Source organism: Rheinheimera texasensis DSM 17496 (genome assembly GCF_000711985.1).
In the GTDB taxonomy this organism is placed as follows: Bacteria; Pseudomonadota; Gammaproteobacteria; order Enterobacterales; family Alteromonadaceae; genus Pararheinheimera; species Pararheinheimera texasensis.
In genome coordinates, this window is sequence record NZ_JONU01000007.1 from 1,132,246 (window position 1) to 1,150,718 (window position 18,473).

The window sequence follows — 18,473 nt, forward strand, 5'->3', positions numbered from 1 at the left end:
CACAACAGAGTATGGTGAAAATCTGGCTGACCGCAGCAGAACTAGCAGTGCACTTGGTAGTACTTTCGATTGTGACCCAATGAAAAAGGTAAAAAAAACCCCGGCAAATTGCCAGGGCTAAATGGGTGTCGTACCAGGAACGGGACATGTTCACAGTTACTCTGAGTCATCATCCCGAGGAAAGTTCAGCAGCTCTCTGAAATATTTCAAAAATTTCAAAGCCTGCGATTACCCTGCCTATCGCTGTTACTGTTGTGTGAAACGTTATAGGTGCGCTAGTGCGCCTGATCCCAGTTATCACCGGAGCCTGCCTCAACCAGCAGCGGCACGTCCAGTTGCACCGCATTTTGCATCAGCTGTACCAGCGCTGCCTGATGCCTGACCAATTCGGTTTCGCTGACTTCAAACACCAGTTCATCGTGCACCTGCATAATCATCAGGATCCCAGCCGGATCCTGCTGTTGCAGGTAAGCGTCGACGCTGAGCATGGCACGTTTGATAATGTCTGCTGCGGTACCCTGCATCGGTGCGTTAATGGCAGCACGTTCGGCGCCTTTACGCCGTCCCATGTTTTTACTCTGGATCTCCGGCAAATAGAGCCTGCGGCCAAATAGCGTCTCTACATAGCCCAGTTCATGCGCCTGCTGCCGTGTCCTCTCCATATACGCCAGTACACCCGGGAAGCGGGCAAAATAGGTATCAACATAATGTTGTGCTTCACCGCGACTGATATCGAGTTGCTGCGCCAGACCAAAAGCTGACATACCGTAAATCAGGCCAAAGTTGACCGCCTTAGCGCGCCGGCGTTGTTCGCTGCTGACATCGGCCAGCGGCACGCCAAACACTTCTGCCGCAGTCGCACGGTGAATATCGCGGCCTTGTGCAAATGCTTCCAGCAGCGCTTTGTCCTGTGACAAATGCGCCATGATGCGTAGTTCAATTTGTGAGTAGTCCAGCGCCAGAATTTTTTTGCCGGCAGGCGCAATAAAAGCCTGACGAATGCGCCGGCCTTCTTCGGTGCGGATCGGAATATTCTGTAAATTCGGCTCAGTCGAACTTAAACGACCGGTTGCTGCCACCGCCTGATGATAAGAGGTATGCACCCGACCGGTTTGCGGATTGATGCTTTGCGGTAACTTATCGGTATAAGTGGATTTGAGCTTAGTCAGGCTGCGGTGCTCGATGATCACACGGGGCAATTCATATTGTTGTGCCAGTTCAACCAATACCTCTTCAGCAGTAGAAGGTACGCCGGTCGGCGTTTTCTTCAGCACCGGCAGTTTTTGCTCATCAAACAGAATTTCCTGCAGTTGCTTAGGCGAAGACAAATTAAAGACTTTACCGGCGACCTGATGTGCCTGCGCTTCCAGTTCGCTGATACGTCCGGCCAGAAATTCACTTTGTTTACCGAGCAGTGCCGCGTCAATCAGCACACCATTGCGTTCCAGCCGTGATAACACACTGAGTAACGGCATTTCGATAGCACGAAACACCTGCGCCGGGCCTGTCGCCTGTTGCAGCTGTGGCCACATTGCTAAATGCAGCTGTAGGGTCACATCTGCATCTTCAGCGGCGTATTCGGCAGCTTTTTCCAGCTCAATCTGATTAAAAGTCAGTTGTTTGCTGCCTTTGCCAGCGATATCCTCAAAGGAAATTGGTTGATGCTGCAAGTGACGTTCAGACAGACTGTCCATATCATGACGGCCGGCGACACTGTTTAGAGTATAAGACTCGAGCATCGTATCGAACTCAATCCCTTGTAATTCAATGTTATAGCGGGCCAGTACACTTTTATCATACTTGAGGTTCTGCCCGACTTTGGCCGCTTTTGTATCTTCGAGCCAGGGTTTCAGAGAGTTCAGGACTTCAGCCAGCGGCAATTGCTCCGGCGCACCTAAATAATCATGGCCGACCGGCAAATACCAGGCCTGGCCCGGAGCCACGGCAAATGACATACCGACCAGTTCCGCCTGCATGTAATCCAGACTGGTGGTTTCGGTATCAAAGGCGACCAGTGCTGCGTTTTGTAATGTCGCCAGCAGTTGGCGGAAATCCGCGTCATTTAAAATGGTCTGGTATTGACTACGGTCAATAGCAGAGGCTGCGTTTGCCGGGATAGCACTGACGGCGCTGGCAACAGCTTCTTCAGTCGCAACCGATGTGTTTGTTCCGGCATTTTTCTGCTGGGACAATATCTCACTGTGCCAGCGTTTAAATTCACAATGTGCAAAGAGCTCAGCCAACTGCGTCAGATCTGCAGGCTGGATATGGAGTTGATGAAAAGCTTGCGGCAAATCGACATCGATCTTGATTGTCGCCAGCCGGTACGACAGCTCCAGTTGTTCCTGATGCTCGCGTAATTTGTCTGCAATGGTTTTACTACCGCGGAAATTCAGGGTGGCGATGTCATCGAGCCGTTGGTATAGATCTGTAATACTGCCAATGCCCTGCAATAGCGCCTGTGCAGTTTTTTCACCGACGCCGGGCAGTCCGGGGATGTTGTCGGCTTTGTCGCCCATCAGCGCGAGAAAATCGATGATGAGATCTGGGCCAACACCAAATTTTTCTTTGACGCCTTCCGGATCCAAAATAGTGTCGGTCATGGTGTTTATCAGGGTTACATGGGCATTGACCAGCTGTGCCATGTCTTTGTCACCGGTCGAGATCAAAACATGCCGACCTTGAGCGCTGGCTTCAGTTGCCAGCGTTCCTATCACATCGTCCGCTTCCACCCCTGAAATACACAACAGTGGTAATCCCATCGCGCGAATGATGTGGTGTAAAGGCTCGATTTGACTGCGCAAATCATCCGGCATTGGCGGGCGATGAGCTTTGTAATCGGCGTACATTTCGTTACGGAAGGTCGGGCCTTTCGCGTCAAAGACGACCGCCATCTGGCTTGGATTGTATTGGCGCAACAAACTTTTCAGCATGTTGACCACGCCATAGATGGCGCCGGTGGCCTCACCCCGTGAATTTGTCAGGTGCGGTGGCGAATGATAAGCGCGAAATAAATAAGAAGAACCATCAACCAGGATCAAGGGATCAGCAGGGATCTGCGGCATAGCAGGAGCTCCGGAGAAATTTTAGCAAGAATGCCACAAGCGCAGCCGGACAACCAGCGATACAGGTTGGTCCGAGTTGTGGATATCTTGTGAATATGTCTGTGAAGAAATTTTGTGAACGAGTAAGCGAACCGTCGGATTTATCCGGCAGTTTGAGGCTAAGATGATGTTTATTAAGAAAAAACGAAGGGGGAGACAGCCAGACCCTTGTTATTATTCTTTACTTCCTGTGTGTGGAAAACAGTTTTTCCACGCCGTTGGCTGTTGTAAAAGGTGTATCGAAATTTGCGACACAAACCAGTCAACGGGAAAACAGACTACCACAACCACAGCGAATGCAAAGCAGAAAAAACAAAAATAATTTGCTTGATTCGGAGTGCTAATTTCGATGCGTTCGATTAGGGATCCGCCCCGATCCGAAGAAAGATCCGCTTTTTTGTTTAAGATCACCACGATGCGACAGATGTTGATTCGCAGGGCTTTCACAATTTACTGGCGCAACGCTATAATGCCCTGAATTTTGTAAGGCATTTAATCCCCGGGGACCCCGACCAATGAAAAAAATCACTGTTGCTGTGGCCATGCTGAGTTTTGCAGTGCTGGCGCAAACACCGGCTGAAGACAAAAGCCTGGAAGAACTGAAAGCGCGCATTGCCCCAGTCGGGCAGGTTTATCTGGCAGGTGCCGAACCTGTGGCGGCAAAACCAACGGGTCCTCGTACCGGTGAGCAGGTTTATCAGGGCGCTTGTTTTGCTTGTCACGCTACCGGCGCATTAGACGCACCGAAAAAAGGTGATGCTGCAGCCTGGAAACCGCGTTTGGCACAAGGGATGGAAACGCTGCACAAACACGCGATCGACGGGATCCGGGCGATGCCACCACGTGGTACATGTGGTGATTGTTCAGATGATGATATCTTAAATGCCATTAAGTTTATGACTGACGGCATTTAAGCTGCTGTGTTGATCAATGGGCTGCCCGCGGGCGGCCTTTTTTATTGTTATTGCTACGCTGCTGTCATCTATTTGTCGCAGATCGCAGCGCCATAAACTGTGAGCTGCTTGCAATCGGTTTACTGAAAACCATGTTATTGCCAACAAGTCGTCAACAATAACTAAAACGTCTAAAAATCCAGCCGTAAAATGGCGGGCTGCTCTTTCCTCTGTTTAATCTTTGTGCATAATAGGACCGGTTCTGTATAAAGATCCGACCACCGGGTCAATAACGAAAATAAGAGCGTCCGTTGAAGGAATTAACTGCACACGCCACGAACCGGCAACAATCCGGCCAAATTCGTCGCCTGACATCATTACTGAAAAAGTATCAGCTCGCTTATGCTGTTCAGCAGGCTTTGCTGAAGCTGTCAGAGCTGGCCAGTACGCTGACCGACATGGCGCAGTTTTATCCACAAATCCATCAGCTGGTTAACCAGCACCTTGCCGCTGACAACTTCTTTGTTGTGTTACTCGACCCACCTACCGGCCGTTTTCAGCTTGAATATTATGCCGATGAAAAAGATTGTCTGGATGACTCAGCTCTGGATCCGGCTGATTTTGCCAGAGGCATGACGGGTTATGTCTGCCGCACTGGTCAGCCACTACTGTGCGACGCCGCCAGATTCCGTCAACTGATAGCCGCCGGCGATATTGAAGCCCAGGGCACTCCAAGTCATCACTGGCTGGGTGTACCGCTGCGCCGCGGCCAGTTGGTTATCGGCGTGATGGCGGTACAGCTGTATGAAGAAGGTCGTTTATACACCCAGCATGATGTCGATTTACTCACTGAAATTGCCGTTCACACAGTGACCGCCATTGACCGGGTGAAGAGCCGCGAATTACTGGAACAGACAGTTCGCGAGCGTACCCGTCAGCTCCAGAACACCAATCAGTCACTGCAACGCGAAATTCGTGAGCGCAGCAACGCCGAAAAGCTGCAGGCTGCTTTGTACAAGATCTCAGAACTCACCGCCACCGAACTGGATATGGCGGCGTTTTACCGCCAGGTACATCAAATCCTCAGCAGCCTGATGCCGGCGGAAAACTGCTATATCGCCTTGCTCGATGAAAGTGGCAAATCGCTGAGTTTCCCATTTTATGTCGACCAATATTGTCCGCCTGCGACGGAGAGGCCACTACGCAAAGGCTTCACAGAATATGTGTTGCGGGTGGGCGAAGCCCGGTTAATCAATAAAGAACTGTCAGATTTGTTAGTGACGCAAGGCGAAGTGATCCGGCTGGTACAGGATAATGCTGGTAGTCCGTTGCCGCACTCCACCAGCTGGCTGGGCGCACCGTTGTTAATCGAGCAACAGGCGCTAGGTGTTATTGCCGTCCAGTCATATCATCAGGACTATATCTATGGCGATAACGAACTGAATATTTTACGGTTTGTGTCGCAGCATATCGCAGTGGCTATTCAGCGCCGACTGAATATCGAACAACAGAAACTGCACCAGGAAGATTTAGAACGGAAGATTTTTGAACGCACCCGCGAATTGCGTCAGACCAATCTATTTTTGCGCCTGCAAGTTGAAGAGCGGAAAAAAGCCGAAGAAAAGCTGTTTCATGAAGCCAACCATGATGCACTGACGGGTCTTGCTAACCGGCAGATGTTTATGCTGCAGCTCAAGCAAAAATTTGCGCTGCGTAATCGTGAAGCTAATCTGAAATTTGCGCTGTTATTCATTGATTTAGATCGCTTTAAACTGATTAACGACACGCTTGGTCATCATGCCGGTGACGCTTTCCTGATTGAGATCAGTCAACGTTTACTGCTGACGGTGCGGGAACATGATTTAGTGGCGCGCCTTGGCGGTGACGAGTTTGTCGTGTTGCTGACCCAGTTACAGCAGGATGCTGATGCAGAAGATGTCGCAGATCGAATCATCGAAGCCGTGCGTCAGCCAATGGAATTACAGGGCCAAAGCCTGTATTCCGGTGCCTCTGTTGGGATCGCTCATTATGATGCCAGTTACACTAATGCCGATGGTATGTTGCGAGACGCCGATGCGGCTATGTATCAGGCTAAAGCACTGGGTCGTAATCGTTTTGTAATTTTTACTGAATCGATGCGTCAGCAGTTGCTGCAGGAACTGTCTCTGGAACAGGCACTGCATCAGGCCGTGACAGAACAGCAGTTCTCGGTTGCCTACGACCCGATTATCTGCAGCGAAAAACATCATACGCTCGGTTACGCCGCGCGTATGCAATGGTTGCATCCACAGTTAGGCCTGCAACAGGATTTCTGTCAGCAGGCGGCGCAGGCCGGTGTGCTGCCGCAAATTGAATTACAGCTGCTGCAACAAATTCTGGATTTACTCAGTAGTCAGTCACAACCTGCGGTGATTTGCTTGCCGCTTTGTGTCCAGCACCTTACCCATCCGCAGCATTTTGACCGGCTGCACAAATTACTCGGCAGTAAACAGCAACTGCTTCACCGCTTAAGCCTGGGTTTTGCCGAATTCGAGTTGATGAAACTCAACAATACTGCACTCAGTTATCTGCATAATCTGAAACGGCTCGGCGTGCGGCTGACGCTGGAAAATTTTGGTGCTGAGATGATGCCGCTGGGCCTGCTGACCAGCTACCCATTTGATTTTGTCCGCTTAGAAGCCAGCTTCTGCCGCAGCTTACTGCGCCAGAGCCAAAAACGTCAGCTGCTGGATTTGTTGATCACTTTGGCGCAAAACTACAAATTCCGCCTGATTGCCGATGGCATCGACGAGCACGCTGTGCGGGCATTATTAGTTGAAGCCGGTTGCTGTTATCTGCAAGGTGAGCTGGTGAAACAGTTACAACCAGTGCCGGAAGAATCAGTCTTTCTTCAGCAACTGGCGTAACCGGTCTAAGTGCGCGAGGCCGGTTTGCTGGCGCTGTTCTTCAGTTTTCACCGGTGCCGCTTTGGCCCATTCCAAATCGTCTTGTGGTAATTCATCGAGAAAACGGCTCGGCTCAGGCTTCACCACTTCACCATATTGCCGGCGTTCGCGGGCATAAGTAAAAATCAGTTCGCGCTGTGCCCGGGTAATGCCGACATAGGCCAGACGGCGTTCTTCCTCGACATTGTCTTCGTCAATGCTGGTCTGGTGCGGCAAAATGCCTTCTTCCATGCCGACCATAAAAACGTACGGAAACTCCAGGCCTTTGGATGCGTGCAAGGTCAGAAGCTGCACCTGATCGGCGTCATCCTGCTGTTCCTGCCGCTCCATCATGTCGCGCAGCGTCAGCTTGGTGACGACTTCAGCCAGTGTCATTGGCTCATGCTCCTCGTCGCCTTTAAGCATCTCGGTGATCCAGCGAAACAGTTCGTTGACGTTTTTCAGTGCCATCTCAGCCGCTTTGGTACTGGCACTGGTTTCGAACAGATAAGCTTCATACTGGCTCTGGCGAATGAGATCCCGCACAGCTTCAGCCGGTTCTGCCCGCACTGCGTTGTCCGCAATCGCGACAATCCAGTTGGCAAAATGCCGCACTGCCGCGAGACTTTTGGCTGATAATTCGTCCGACAATTCCGGCGCGCAGCAGGCATCAAATAAGCTGATATGCAGCTGATTGGCGAGGCTGCCGATTTTCTCCAGCGTCGCTGCACCAATTTCGCGTTTGGGCGTGTTGATGATGCGCAGCAGCGCATTATCGTCGTCCTGATTCACCAAAAGGCGTAAGTAAGCCATGATGTCTTTGATTTCACTGCGCGAAAAAAACGAAGTGCCGCCGGAAATTTTGTACGGAATTCGGTTGGTCATCAGCGCTTTTTCAAACACCCGCGCCTGGTGGTTACCACGGTACAAAATCGCATAGTCTCGGTACTGACTGCGGTTTAAAAAACGATGCGAGATGATTTCGGCCACCACTTTTTCCGCTTCGTCTTCTTCGTTGCGCGTTGGCAGCACTTTGAGCGGTACGCCATAGCCCAGTTCACTGAACAGCGCTTTGTCATATTCGTGTGGATTGTTGGCGATCAGAATATTGGCTGCTTTCAGAATGCGCTCGCAGGAGCGGTAATTCTGTTCCAGTTTAATCACGCGCAGATTGGGGAAATCTTTGCCAAGCAGCACCAGATTTTGCGGTTTGGCGCCGCGCCAGGAATAAATCGACTGGTCATCGTCACCGACCACAGTAAAACGCTGGCGCTCACCGACCAGCCATTTCACCAGCTCGTACTGACTGGTGTTTGTGTCCTGATATTCATCGACCAGCAAATATTGAATTTTCTGCTGCCAGCGGCTGCGCACTTCAACATTAGAAGCAAACAACAAAGTCGGCACCATGATCAGGTCGTCAAAATCTAGTGCGTTGTAGGCACGCAGTTGCTGGGCGTATTGCGCATAAATATTGGCAAAACTGATCGACTGAGCATCGCTGGCCCGCGCCAGCGCTTGCTGTGGCAGCATTAAGTCATTTTTCCAGCTGGAGATTTTGCTTTGTAGTGCGCGCAGTAAATCTTTGTCGCCGAGCAGTTCGTGTTCGGTCAGCTCTTTGAGCAGCGCCATGCTGTCCTGATCATCGAACAAAGTGAAATTGGCTTTATAACCAATGGCTTTGTGCTCTTTTTTGATGATCTCAAGGCCCAGGGTATGGAAGGTTGACACCGTCAGACCGCGCAATTTGCTGCGGTCCAGCTGATGGCCAATCCGTTCTTTCATTTCGCGGGCCGCTTTGTTGGTAAAAGTCACAGCTGCGATATGCCGGGCTGGCATTTCGCACTCTTCAATCAGATAGGCAATTTTATTGGTGATCACCCGGGTTTTGCCCGAGCCGGCGCCGGCCAGCACCAGGCAAGGTCCGGCAATATATTTCACCGCGTCATTTTGTTGCGTATTCAGTTTCATCAGAGTTTTCAGTCACTAAAAGCCGGGTGGTCCGGTCAGGCGCCGCTTGATGCAGGCAGAGGTTGCGTAGGTGGTTGCGCACCTTGTCGCGCACCTTGTCTCGCAAGAGGGCGCTAGTGTAGCCCAAAGCAGACAGCACCAGAAGATCCGCCATTTTAATTCAGCGTCCCAGCCTTGAAAAAACAGTCGCCAGCGCCATGTTCAGTCCTTACACTGGATGTTCTATCCTGACCTCCGACTGAGGACCCTGCTATGTTAGATCCGAAAAAAATTGAAGACATCGCCCGCCAGATTGGCGCCTCAATTCCGCCCAAATTTCGTGAAGTGGCCGACGATGTTGAAGCTAAAGTCAAAGCAGTACTGCAAGCCAAACTGAGCTCGCTGGATTTTGTGTCGCGGGAAGAGTTTGATGTGCAGCGTCAGGTATTGCTGCGGACCCGCGAAAAACTTGAAGCGCTGGAACAGCAGGTGCAACAACTGCTGGCCGCGCAAGCCGCTGAAAAAACTGAATAAGGAGCCATCGTGGACGATTTTGACCTGGATTTAGACCATCTGGATTTTGATGCAGCAGCGCAAAACAATGCCGCAAAACTGGCCGCAGCAGATGCTGCCGCAGCGGCCGCAGAAGCCTTACCGGATGAAGATGATTGCGCCGGTGGCGCCTGTAAAATCTGACATCGGCCTGCACCATCAGCCAAGGCACAGTCGTATGCCGGGTATTTGCCTGCACTTCTGTGCTCTGATTACTCTGCTGGCCGCACCGTGCAATGCACTGGCAGCAGACTGGCAGCGTATTCACAGCCCGCAGCTGCAATATGACTTGCAGTACAAAGTGCTGCCAAGCCCGGGTTATCAGCCCGGCGACCCGGTGTTGTATGCCACCGACGGCGCCTGGTATGCCGAACAGGGCCAGTTACCGGAGCTTATCAATCAGTTGCGTGCTGAAGGCAAAATCCGGCCTTTATTGCTGGTGCTGGTCGACGCTCGCGACCCGGCTGATTTAACCGTCAACCGGCGCCATCAGCAATTTATGTGCAACAAGCAGTATGCGGCGTTTTTCCGCGACACCTTGCTGCCTGCTGTGCAACAACAATATCAGCCATCAACAGCGCGCACCGATCGGGTGATCCTCGGCCTGTCATTTGGCGCGATTAATGCTGCCTGTTTTGGTCTGTTACTGCCCAATCAGTTTGGCAATCTCGCGATGCAATCGCCCGGCAATAAAGATCATCTGGCGGTGTTAACCAAGCTCTATCAGCAACAGCCGTTGTTGCCGCTAAAAATGTCGCTGTCTTTTGGCACCCTGAACGACAACCTCGGTGCCGGCCGTAAATTCAATCAAATACTGCAGCGTAAAGGCTATAACGTTGCCTATCAGGAAGTCCGGTTTGGTCATAACTGGCACAACTGGCAGCCACTGCTGGACGATGTGCTGCTGCATTTTTTCCCTCCAACTAATATCGCAAAAGCTAATCGTTTTTAACGATTATATATATTTATTTATATCATTTTTTAAATCAACATGATGTCCCTAAGCTGATCAGGCAGGAAAGAGCTGACTCAGACAGAGGGCAAACCAATGAACAACAAAACAGTCGTCGCGTTAGCGGTATTGGCGCATTTAAGTGGAAGTTTCGCCTTGCAGGCGCAAACGCTGACCAAAGATAACGGCGCAGCCGTTGGTGATAACCAAAACTCTATCACCGCAGGGCCCAATGGCAGCACTTTGCTGCAAGACGTGCATTTAATTCAGAAATTACAACGCTTTGCCCGTGAGCGTATTCCTGAACGTGTCGTGCATGCACGTGGCACCGGTGCTCATGGTGAGTTTGTGGTGAGCAAGGCCATCCCGGATTTAACCATCGCCAGTCTGTTTGCTGAATCCGGCAAAAAGACTCCGGTATTTGTACGTTTCTCTACTGTGATCCACGGTAACCACAGCCCGGAAACGCTGCGCGACCCACGCGGTTTTGCTACTAAGTTTTATACCGATCAGGGCAACTGGGATCTGGTTGGCAACAACCTGCCGGTATTTTTTATCCGTGACGCGATTAAATTCCCAGACATGGTGCATTCGCTGAAGCCTTCGCCTATCGACAACATGCAGGATCCAAACCGGGTGTTTGATTTTATGTCACAAGACCCGGCATCGACGCATATGCTGACTCAAGTCTATTCCGACCTCGGTACCCCGGCCAGCTACCGCGAAATGGATGGTTTTGGTGTGCATGCGTTTAAATTCATCAATGCCAAAGGCGAAACGACTTATGTGAAGTTTCACTGGAAATCCCAGCAAGGTATTAAGAGCCTCGACGCGGAGCAGGTTGCCAAAGTACAAAGCATGGACTTTAACCATCTGACGCGGGATTTGTACAAAGAAATCAATGCCGGCAATTTCCCGAAGTGGGATTTGTATGTGCAGACGTTAAAACCGGAGCAGCTGGACGATTTCAGTTTTAACCCGCTGGACGCGACCAAAGTCTGGCCAGACGTAGCAGAAATCAAAGTCGGCACTATGACGTTGAACCGGATGCCGGATAATTTCTTCCAGGAAACCGAACAAGCCGCCTTTGCCCCTGCCAATCTGGTGCCAGGCATTGAGCCGTCAGAAGACCGCCTGTTACAGGGCCGCATCTTTAGTTACAGCGATACCCAGATGTACCGCCTTGGTGCTAATCATCAGCAGTTGCCGATTAACCGGCCGCTGGTTGCTGTGAACAGCAACAATCAGGATGGTGCGATGAACTATGGCAACACCAAATCGAATGTGAACTACGAACCATCCAGTATCGAGCCAAAACCAGCGTTGGCGGCAGCCCGTGCTGTGGCTACGCCACTGTCAGGCACAGTGCAGCAGCAAATAATCGCCAAAACAGACAACTTCAGTCAGGCCGGTGAGTTGTACCGCGCACTGGATAAAACCGCGAAGCAGAATCTGGTGCGCAATCTGGCCGGTGATTTGGGAGCTGTCCAAGATAGCGCCACCAAACACAAGATGCTGGCGCATTTCTATAAAGCGGATGCGGATTACGGCACTGCGCTGACGAAAGCGGTCAAAGGCGATATCAAGACAGTGAAAGCTGTGGCAGCAACGCTCTAAGCAGGTGGTCCGGTCCCGCTACAGGCAGGAGTGGCGGGATATGCGGAAGTTAAAGTCCTGCGAGGCTCTTTGGCTCCTTCCTGCAATTAGGGTTGAGCTTCGCAGGCATTCAATTGGTTTGAGAGGATAGGTTGATGAAAAATTATCGTCAGTTATTCGCAGCGACGCTGGTGTTGCTGTTTGCCGACGTGGCGGCCGATCCGTTACAGCCCGCACCGCAAACCACCACAGCTGAATCGATCTCAGCAGCGGCAGAGCCACAGCCGGAGGCTTTAACGGCGCTGAGCCAGTATTTCTTTGCCGCAGCACGCAGTGGTGAAACCGCCGTGTTGCAGGAATTTTTACAGGCTGGTTTTCCGGTGGACCTACCCAATGAAGGCAGCTACACCGCGTTGATGATTGCCGCCTATCAGGGCCAGTCCAACGCCGTAAATGTTTTACTCAAAGCCGGTGCAGACGCCTGTATCCGTGACAAACGCGGTCACACCGCTTTAATGGGCGCGATGATTAAAGCTGAGTGGCAGATAGCCAAACAGCTCTACGCCATTGATTGTGATAAAGGCAATAACGCCGAAGCGACAGACGCCATCACCGACAAAAGCCGGATGACGGCGGCGCAGTTTGCCGAAAAGTTTGGTCAGACGGAGAAGTTTAAAGCGCTGGCAACTCAGCTGCAGGACAGCGCAGCGGCGCAGGCATCGACGACTGCAGTTCAGCCATAGTAGTTAACCGCGAAATGCCGTCACCTTGATTTCGATTTTCCAGGCCGGATCAGCCAGTCGCGCTTCAATTGTCGCTCGCGCCGGTGCTTGTCCTGCAGCAACCCAGGCATCCCAGGCCTGATTCATGCCGGCGTAATCGGCCATATCGGCCAGATAAATCGTGGCGTCGACGATAGCCGCTTTGCTGGCGCCACATTCCGCCAACAAGGCATCGATTTGTGCCAGCACATCGGCGGTCTGACCCTGAATATCCAGGCTGGTATCATTCGGTACCATGCCGGCGCAAAAGATAAATCCGCCGGCGATCACGGCTTCGGAATAACGGGTGCCCGGTAAAATACGTTGAATCATCAGTTGTTCTCCGTTGAAATTGCGCTGTTGTAGCAGGCTGAGATTTGCTTGGCAAGCAGTTGAGCGCAGTGGGTTTCAGCAGCATCGGCAATAACAATGCCGGTAGAATCGTGGCCAGACAGTTGCAACGCAATGTCTGTCGCAACAAGATAAGCGTTTTTTAATTGCCGACTGAAGTGTGGTTATGACGAATAAAACAGTCCCCAAGTTTACCCTGAACAAATGGTTGTTGTTGCTACTGACAACATTGGCTTTTGGCATCAGCGGTTATCAGCGCTGGTTACAGCAAGACTGGCTGACGTTGGGCTCAGTGCTCGCCGCATGGCTGCTGGTGATTTGGCTGATCCAACGCCATCGCCGGGAAGATTCTGCAGTCTTGGCGGCGGAGATCACATCGCTGCAAGCTCAGCTACAGCTGGACGATGGCACGCTGCGTATTGGCGGCGAGAGTTGGCCACAACAGGCAATTAGCCAGGTTGAAATGGGGGTGATTGATCAGCAGCGGGCTTATGTTTATCTGACAATTGAGCACGAAGCTCCAGTGCCTGCAGAAATACGGCAGTTTTTGATTCCCTATACCGAATATGAACCCATCCGGCAGCAACTCACTGCGGCATTAACCCAGGCGCGCTGGTTATTCCCGCAAGACTGATCATTCGCAGGCGGCAAAATAAGACAGAAAAAAGCCCCGCATAACGCGGGGCAACGGGTGTTGAGAGGTTTCAGCAAACTCTCGTGGGAAATAAAGGTTTACTCAGCGCTGCTGGCGGTGTCGTCGGCAGCTTTGTTTTCAGACACCTGAATCAAATCAAATTTTTGCATGGCCGGTACTTTGGCCTGAATTTGTGCTTCCAGACCGTCGAGCTGTTGCAGCGAGCTGCAGATCTGCTGACCACGCGTTTCCAGCTGGTCGCCACGGGCGTTCATGTCGGCTTCCAGCTCTTCGCCAAATTGGTCCATTTTTTTACCGAATGCTTCCATCCGCTGTTCAAAATTGCCTTCGCCGCTGCTCATCGCTTTACCGACCAGCATCAGCGCATTGCCGGTGATTTCGGCGACTGATTCTTCAATCGCTTTGGACATTTCGTCATCAAAACCGTTGTCGATGCCAGCCAGTTTGCTACCGTTGATGCGGATACCGTTGTCGCTGCGTAGCATAATCTGGTCGAGGTTGGTGCGCATTTTGTTCAGGGCGCGGTCAATGTTGGCCTGCGCTTCGCCGTTATCGACTTCAAACTGCGCCATCACGCGGGTCAGTGCTTCTGATGCCATCGATACGGCGTCTGCCACCAGCGTTACTGTGTCTTCGGCATTAGTGCGCAGGCCGGCCTGATATTTCTGTAATAAGACTGCTGTATCTGCATCTGTGTCGACGGCTTGATTGTTAATCCACAGCTGACCCTGGTCGCTGATGCGCCATAATGGCGTGTCGTTGCGCAGCAACTGCACATCGGCGCGTTGCACCAGTAAATCGTCATGTAATTCCAGCGAGCAGTTGTGGTCCGATTCGTGGGCCATGGCGATAGAGCTGAATAAAGTGGCGGCAATTAACAGTTTCATAAGTTCATTCCTTCGTCGGGTCGGTGATAATGTCAGTCCTGGTCCGGCTGAACGGATGCTGACTGTTACAGATAATTTGCTATCGCAAAGGCTGTGCCAATCAGTATCCTTTTGATTTTGAATGATTATGTTGAATTTTCTGCTGAAAGTGAAAATACAGAGTTAGCACTTTTCACTAATAATTAGCTAAAAAAACTCTATCGCCAGACAATCTTGGCATATAACCAATTCGAATAAGTGGTGCCGATCAATTCTTTCTGGTTTAGCCGTCTATATGGATAAAATAACGACAATTTTGACAGTACAGGTGTCGTTATGCCGTTTACTTCACTGATCGCACCAGCGAGCCCGCTTAGTGCGCAGCAAGTTCAGGACTTACAGAAATTGGTCAGCCAGCTTAATCCCATCCAGCAAGCCTGGGTCAGCGGTTATCTGGCAGCGGCTGCACAGCTGGCTTCCGGCGGGAACGCGGTCAGCGCAGCGCCGGCGCCACAACAAGCCGCAGTGCTGACTATTTTGTATGCCTCGCAAACCGGTAATGCCAAAGGCGTTGCCAGCAAAATCAAAGCTGCGGCCGAAGCGCAGGGTGTGGCGGTACAATTACAAGACATTGCGTCTTATAAAACCAATGCCTTAGCCAAAGAAAAATTCCTTATTATTGTCACTTCGACTTATGGCGAAGGTGAGCCGCCGGAAGCTGCGGTGAGTTTCCATAAATTTTTGTTTGGTAAAAAAGCGCCAAAACTGCCGGAGCTGCAATACGCGGTGCTGGGCCTCGGTGACACCAGCTATGAGTTTTTCTGTAAAACAGCAGTGGATTTTGATGAGCAATTAGCTGCGCTGGGTGCCAAACGTTTGTTTGCCCGCGCCGATCTGGATGTTGATTACGCCGATGCCGCCGCAAACTGGCAACAAGGTGCATTAGATGTATTCAGCCCACTGTTAAAAGCATCAGGTGCCGCCAGTGCCCAAGTCATTGCATGGCCAGGCAGTACAGCAACAGCCGGAAGTCATAGCCCTTACGACAAACAACACCCGGCCACGGCAGAGTTGGCGGTTAATCAAAAAATCACGGCGCGCAATTCCACCAAAGACGTACGGCATATTGAAATTTCCCTGGCCGATACCGGCCTGACCTATCAGCCTGGCGATGCACTAGGCGTGTTTTTTGACAACGATCCGGCGCTGGTTGATGCCGTGCTGCAAGCGACCGGTAATGCCGGTGATGCTGAAGTCAGCCTGGGTGGTAAGACCCTGACGCTGCGCGATGCGCTGTTACGTGAATTAGAACTGACCCAGTCCTACCCGTCTTTTGTTGAGAAATATGCTGCTGCCACTGGCAATGCGGAATTACAACAACTGGCAGCGGACAAAACCGCGCTGCGCGCTTATCTGGCCGAGCGCCAGACTGCTGATGTGATTTTGCAGCATCCGGCGGTTTTAGCGGCGCAAGCCTTGGTCGATTGCCTGCGTAAAGTGCAACCGCGCTTGTATTCGATTGCCTCCAGTCAGGCGGAAGTCGGCGAAGAAGTGCATTTAACTGTTGGTGTGGTGCTTTTTGATGCTTTTGGTCAGACCCATTTAGGCGGCGCTTCGGGCTTTTTGGCCGAGCGTCTGGAAGAAGGTGGCAAGCTGCGGGTCTTTGTTGAACACAATGACAATTTCCGCCTGCCGGACCATGACACGCCGGTCATTATGATTGGCCCGGGCACTGGTATTGCGCCGTTCCGCGCCTTTTTGCAGGAACGCGACAATGCCGGCGCCACCGGTCAGAACTGGTTATTCTTTGGCAACCCGCATTTCACCCGCGATTTCCTCTATCAGGTTGAACTGCAGGACTACTTAAAACGCGGTGTGTTGAGCAAACTGGATGTGGCTTTTAGCCGTGACCAGGCGCAGAAAATCTACGTGCAGGATAAACTCAAAGCCAAAGGTGCCGAGGTTTGGTCCTGGCTGCAACAAGGCGCGCACCTGTATATTTGCGGCGACGGCAACCGGATGGCAAAAGACGTGCATCAGGCGCTGCTGGAGATTGCTGCCGAGTACGGTGGCCTCAGCGCAGAAGCCGCGACAGACTATTTTGAACAACTGCGTGAAAGCAAACGTTATCAGAAGGACGTGTATTAATGAGCCAATATCCGATTAACCCTGAACTGCAGGTGCAGGGCGCGTTGTCTGATAACGAACGCTTAAAAGCTGAAAGCCATCATTTACGCGGCACTATCACCACAGATTTAAAAGACGAAATTACCGGCGGTTTCACCGGCGATAACTTCTTACTGGTGCGTTTTCACGGCATGTATCAGCAAGATGACCGCGATTTACGCGCAGAACGCGCCGAGCAAAAACTGGAACCTTTGCATAACGTGATGCTGCGGGCGCGGATGCCGGGTGGCATTATCAAGCCCGAGCAGTGGCTGGCCATCGACAAATTCGCCAGCGAAAAAACCCTGTACGGCAGTATCCGCTTAACCACGCGCCAGACGTTCCAGTTCCACGGTGTGTTTAAGCCAGAAATCAAACCAATGCACCAGATGCTGAACAGCATTGGTATCGATTCGATTGCCACCGCAGGTGATGTAAACCGCAACGTGCTTTGTACTTCAAACCCGGTCGAATCGGTGTTGCATCAGCAAGCCTATGAATGGGCTGTGAAAATTTCTGAGCATCTGCTGCCGAAAACCCGCGCTTATGCCGAAATCTGGCTCGATGAAGAAAAAGTTGAAACCACGGAAACCGAACCGGTATTAGGCGATACCTATTTACCGCGTAAGTTTAAAACCACAGTGGTGATCCCGCCGCACAACGATATCGACGTGCATGCCAACGACTTAAACTTTGTCGCTATTGCTGAGAATGGCCAGTTGGTGGGCTTTAACGTGCTGGTTGGCGGTGGTCTTGCTATGACTCACGGCGATAAAGGCACCTATCCGCGCCGCGCCGAAGATTTTGGTTTTATTGGCCTCGAACACGTGCTGAAAGTGGCGGAACACGTGGTCACAGTGCAACGCGATTATGGTGACCGGGTGAATCGCAAAAACGCCAAAACCAAATACACCATCGACCGCATCGGCGTGGATACTTTTAAACAAGAAGTGGAAAAACGCGTTGGCGTACAGTTCCAGCCAAGCCGGCCTTATACCTTCACCCATCGCGGGGACCGCTTTGGCTGGGTCGAAGGCATTGATGGCAAACACCATTTAACGCTGTTTATCGAAAACGGCCGTTTGCTGGATTACCCGGGCAAGCCGCTGAAAACCGGCGTGTCGGAAATTGCCAAAATCCATCAAGGCGATTTCCGCATGACGGCGAATCAGAACCTGATCATCGCAGGTGTTGCTGCTGAAGATAAAGCGCAGATTGAAGCCATTGCCCGCGCCCATGGTCTGATTGAAGACACTGTCACAGAGCAGCGCAAAAACTCGATGGCTTGCGTGTCGCTGCCGACTTGCCCGCTGGCAATGGCGGAAGCTGAGCGTTATTTGCCGACTTTGGTCACCCATGTCGAAGGCATTCTGGCCAAACACGGCGTGGCGGATGATCACATTATTTTGCGGGTAGTTGGTTGTCCGAACGGTTGTGGCCGCGCCATGCTGGCCGAGGCTGGTTTAGTCGGTCGTGGCCCTGGCAAATACAATCTGTATCTGGGTGGCAACACCGCCGGTACCCGTATTCCGAAGCTGTATTTAGACAACGTGGCGGAAGCTGAGATCCTGGCGGCGCTCGACACCCTGATTGGCCGCTGGGCGCATGAACGCCATGCCGGCGAATGTTTTGGTGATTTTGTCATCCGGGTAGGCGTGGTTGCTGAAGTCAAAGTCAGCAAAACCGACTTCCACGCGTAAGGA

Annotated in this window: 15 protein-coding genes; 10 read left to right on the top strand and 5 right to left on the bottom strand. The window is 51.7% G+C overall.

Features of this window, described 5'->3' with window-relative positions:
• Window positions 1-275: 275 nt before the first annotated feature.
• Window positions 276-3,065, bottom strand: coding sequence for a DNA polymerase I (polA, locus tag Q399_RS0105245; RefSeq protein WP_031566318.1), 2,790 nt, complete (start codon window positions 3,063-3,065; stop codon window positions 276-278).
• Between the two features lie 554 nt (window positions 3,066-3,619).
• Here polA and Q399_RS0105250 point away from each other — a divergent pair.
• Both Q399_RS0105250 and Q399_RS0105255 read left to right on the top strand, forming a co-directional pair.
• Window positions 3,620-4,018, top strand: coding sequence for a c-type cytochrome (locus tag Q399_RS0105250; RefSeq protein WP_031566321.1), 399 nt, complete (start codon window positions 3,620-3,622; stop codon window positions 4,016-4,018).
• Window positions 4,019-4,308: 290 nt separating this feature from the next.
• Window positions 4,309-6,903 carry a sensor domain-containing diguanylate cyclase gene (locus Q399_RS0105255; protein WP_031566324.1) on the top strand — a complete coding sequence of 865 codons (2,595 nt, stop codon included), beginning with the start codon at window positions 4,309-4,311 and terminating at the stop codon, window positions 6,901-6,903.
• Here Q399_RS0105255 and rep read toward each other — a convergent pair.
• Window positions 6,877-8,892: a DNA helicase Rep gene (rep, locus tag Q399_RS0105260; RefSeq protein ID WP_031566326.1), complete on the bottom strand. Its 2,016-nt coding sequence runs from the start codon at window positions 8,890-8,892 to the stop codon at window positions 6,877-6,879. The genes Q399_RS0105255 and rep overlap by 27 nt on opposite strands.
• Window positions 8,867-9,046 carry a hypothetical protein gene (locus Q399_RS22185; protein WP_169739300.1) on the bottom strand — a complete coding sequence of 60 codons (180 nt, stop codon included), beginning with the start codon at window positions 9,044-9,046 and terminating at the stop codon, window positions 8,867-8,869. The genes rep and Q399_RS22185 overlap by 26 nt, the downstream gene beginning before the upstream one ends.
• A gap of 98 nt (window positions 9,047-9,144) precedes the next feature.
• Here Q399_RS22185 and ubiK point away from each other — a divergent pair, with 98 nt between their 5' ends.
• The 5 genes from ubiK to Q399_RS0105285 all read left to right on the top strand — a co-directional run bounded on the left by ubiK (window position 9,145) and on the right by Q399_RS0105285 (window position 12,714).
• A complete protein-coding gene (ubiK, locus tag Q399_RS0105265; protein WP_031566328.1) occupies window positions 9,145-9,405 on the top strand; it encodes a ubiquinone biosynthesis accessory factor UbiK in 261 nt (86 codons plus the stop codon).
• A gap of 9 nt (window positions 9,406-9,414) precedes the next feature.
• Window positions 9,415-9,567, top strand: coding sequence for a hypothetical protein (locus Q399_RS22070; RefSeq protein WP_157836230.1), 153 nt, complete (start codon window positions 9,415-9,417; stop codon window positions 9,565-9,567).
• Window positions 9,530-10,375 (top strand): alpha/beta hydrolase, encoded by an 846-nt coding sequence (locus Q399_RS0105275; protein ID WP_157836231.1) that lies wholly within the window; start codon window positions 9,530-9,532, stop codon window positions 10,373-10,375. Before Q399_RS22070 ends, Q399_RS0105275 begins: the two co-directional genes overlap by 38 nt.
• A gap of 96 nt (window positions 10,376-10,471) precedes the next feature.
• Complete coding sequence (locus Q399_RS0105280; RefSeq protein WP_031566333.1) at window positions 10,472-11,992, top strand: catalase; 1,521 nt, start codon at window positions 10,472-10,474, stop codon at window positions 11,990-11,992.
• A 134-nt stretch (window positions 11,993-12,126) separates the two neighbouring features.
• On the top strand, window positions 12,127-12,714 hold the full coding sequence (locus Q399_RS0105285; protein WP_084164096.1) for an ankyrin repeat domain-containing protein: 588 nt from the start codon (window positions 12,127-12,129) through the stop codon (window positions 12,712-12,714).
• Between the two features lie 3 nt (window positions 12,715-12,717).
• Here Q399_RS0105285 and Q399_RS0105290 read toward each other — a convergent pair whose 3' ends face one another.
• The gene (locus tag Q399_RS0105290; RefSeq protein ID WP_037045556.1) at window positions 12,718-13,065 is read right to left on the bottom strand and encodes a RidA family protein; all 348 of its coding nucleotides are present in this window, start codon (window positions 13,063-13,065) and stop codon (window positions 12,718-12,720) included.
• A 184-nt stretch (window positions 13,066-13,249) separates the two neighbouring features.
• On the opposite strand from Q399_RS0105290, the gene Q399_RS0105295 reads away from it, so the two are divergent.
• Window positions 13,250-13,717 (top strand): hypothetical protein, encoded by a 468-nt coding sequence (locus Q399_RS0105295; RefSeq protein ID WP_031566342.1) that lies wholly within the window; start codon window positions 13,250-13,252, stop codon window positions 13,715-13,717.
• A gap of 98 nt (window positions 13,718-13,815) precedes the next feature.
• Here Q399_RS0105295 and Q399_RS0105300 read toward each other — a convergent pair whose 3' ends face one another.
• Complete coding sequence (locus tag Q399_RS0105300) at window positions 13,816-14,625, bottom strand: DUF2884 family protein (RefSeq protein ID WP_031566344.1); 810 nt, start codon at window positions 14,623-14,625, stop codon at window positions 13,816-13,818.
• 315 nt (window positions 14,626-14,940) lie between these two features.
• Here Q399_RS0105300 and Q399_RS0105305 point away from each other — a divergent pair, with 315 nt between their 5' ends.
• Together Q399_RS0105305 and cysI are read left to right on the top strand one after the other, a co-directional pair.
• The gene (locus Q399_RS0105305; RefSeq protein ID WP_031566346.1) at window positions 14,941-16,752 is read left to right on the top strand and encodes an assimilatory sulfite reductase (NADPH) flavoprotein subunit; all 1,812 of its coding nucleotides are present in this window, start codon (window positions 14,941-14,943) and stop codon (window positions 16,750-16,752) included.
• Window positions 16,752-18,470, top strand: a complete 1,719-nt coding sequence (gene cysI, locus Q399_RS0105310; RefSeq protein WP_031566348.1) for an assimilatory sulfite reductase (NADPH) hemoprotein subunit — start codon at window positions 16,752-16,754, stop codon at window positions 18,468-18,470. Before Q399_RS0105305 ends, cysI begins: the two co-directional genes overlap by 1 nt.
• Window positions 18,471-18,473 lie beyond the last annotated feature (3 nt).

Excerpts from the sequence above, each read along its gene's own strand:
- polA (WP_031566318.1), bottom strand. The coding sequence starts at position 3,065 with ATGCCGCAGATCCCTGCTGATCCCTTGATCCTGGTTGATGGTTCTTCT.
- Q399_RS0105250 (WP_031566321.1), top strand. The coding sequence starts at position 3,620 with ATGAAAAAAATCACTGTTGCTGTGGCCATGCTGAGTTTTGCAGTGCTG.
- rep (WP_031566326.1), bottom strand. The coding sequence starts at position 8,892 with ATGAAACTGAATACGCAACAAAATGACGCGGTGAAATATATTGCCGGA.
- Q399_RS22185 (WP_169739300.1), bottom strand. The coding sequence starts at position 9,046 with ATGGCGGATCTTCTGGTGCTGTCTGCTTTGGGCTACACTAGCGCCCTC.
- ubiK (WP_031566328.1), top strand. The coding sequence starts at position 9,145 with ATGTTAGATCCGAAAAAAATTGAAGACATCGCCCGCCAGATTGGCGCC.
- Q399_RS0105275 (WP_157836231.1), top strand. The coding sequence starts at position 9,530 with ATGAAGATGATTGCGCCGGTGGCGCCTGTAAAATCTGACATCGGCCTG.
- Q399_RS0105280 (WP_031566333.1), top strand. The coding sequence starts at position 10,472 with ATGAACAACAAAACAGTCGTCGCGTTAGCGGTATTGGCGCATTTAAGT.
- Q399_RS0105285 (WP_084164096.1), top strand. The coding sequence starts at position 12,127 with ATGAAAAATTATCGTCAGTTATTCGCAGCGACGCTGGTGTTGCTGTTT.
- Q399_RS0105290 (WP_037045556.1), bottom strand. The coding sequence starts at position 13,065 with ATGATTCAACGTATTTTACCGGGCACCCGTTATTCCGAAGCCGTGATC.
- Q399_RS0105295 (WP_031566342.1), top strand. The coding sequence starts at position 13,250 with ATGACGAATAAAACAGTCCCCAAGTTTACCCTGAACAAATGGTTGTTG.
- Q399_RS0105300 (WP_031566344.1), bottom strand. The coding sequence starts at position 14,625 with ATGAAACTGTTAATTGCCGCCACTTTATTCAGCTCTATCGCCATGGCC.
- Q399_RS0105305 (WP_031566346.1), top strand. The coding sequence starts at position 14,941 with ATGCCGTTTACTTCACTGATCGCACCAGCGAGCCCGCTTAGTGCGCAG.
- cysI (WP_031566348.1), top strand. The coding sequence starts at position 16,752 with ATGAGCCAATATCCGATTAACCCTGAACTGCAGGTGCAGGGCGCGTTG.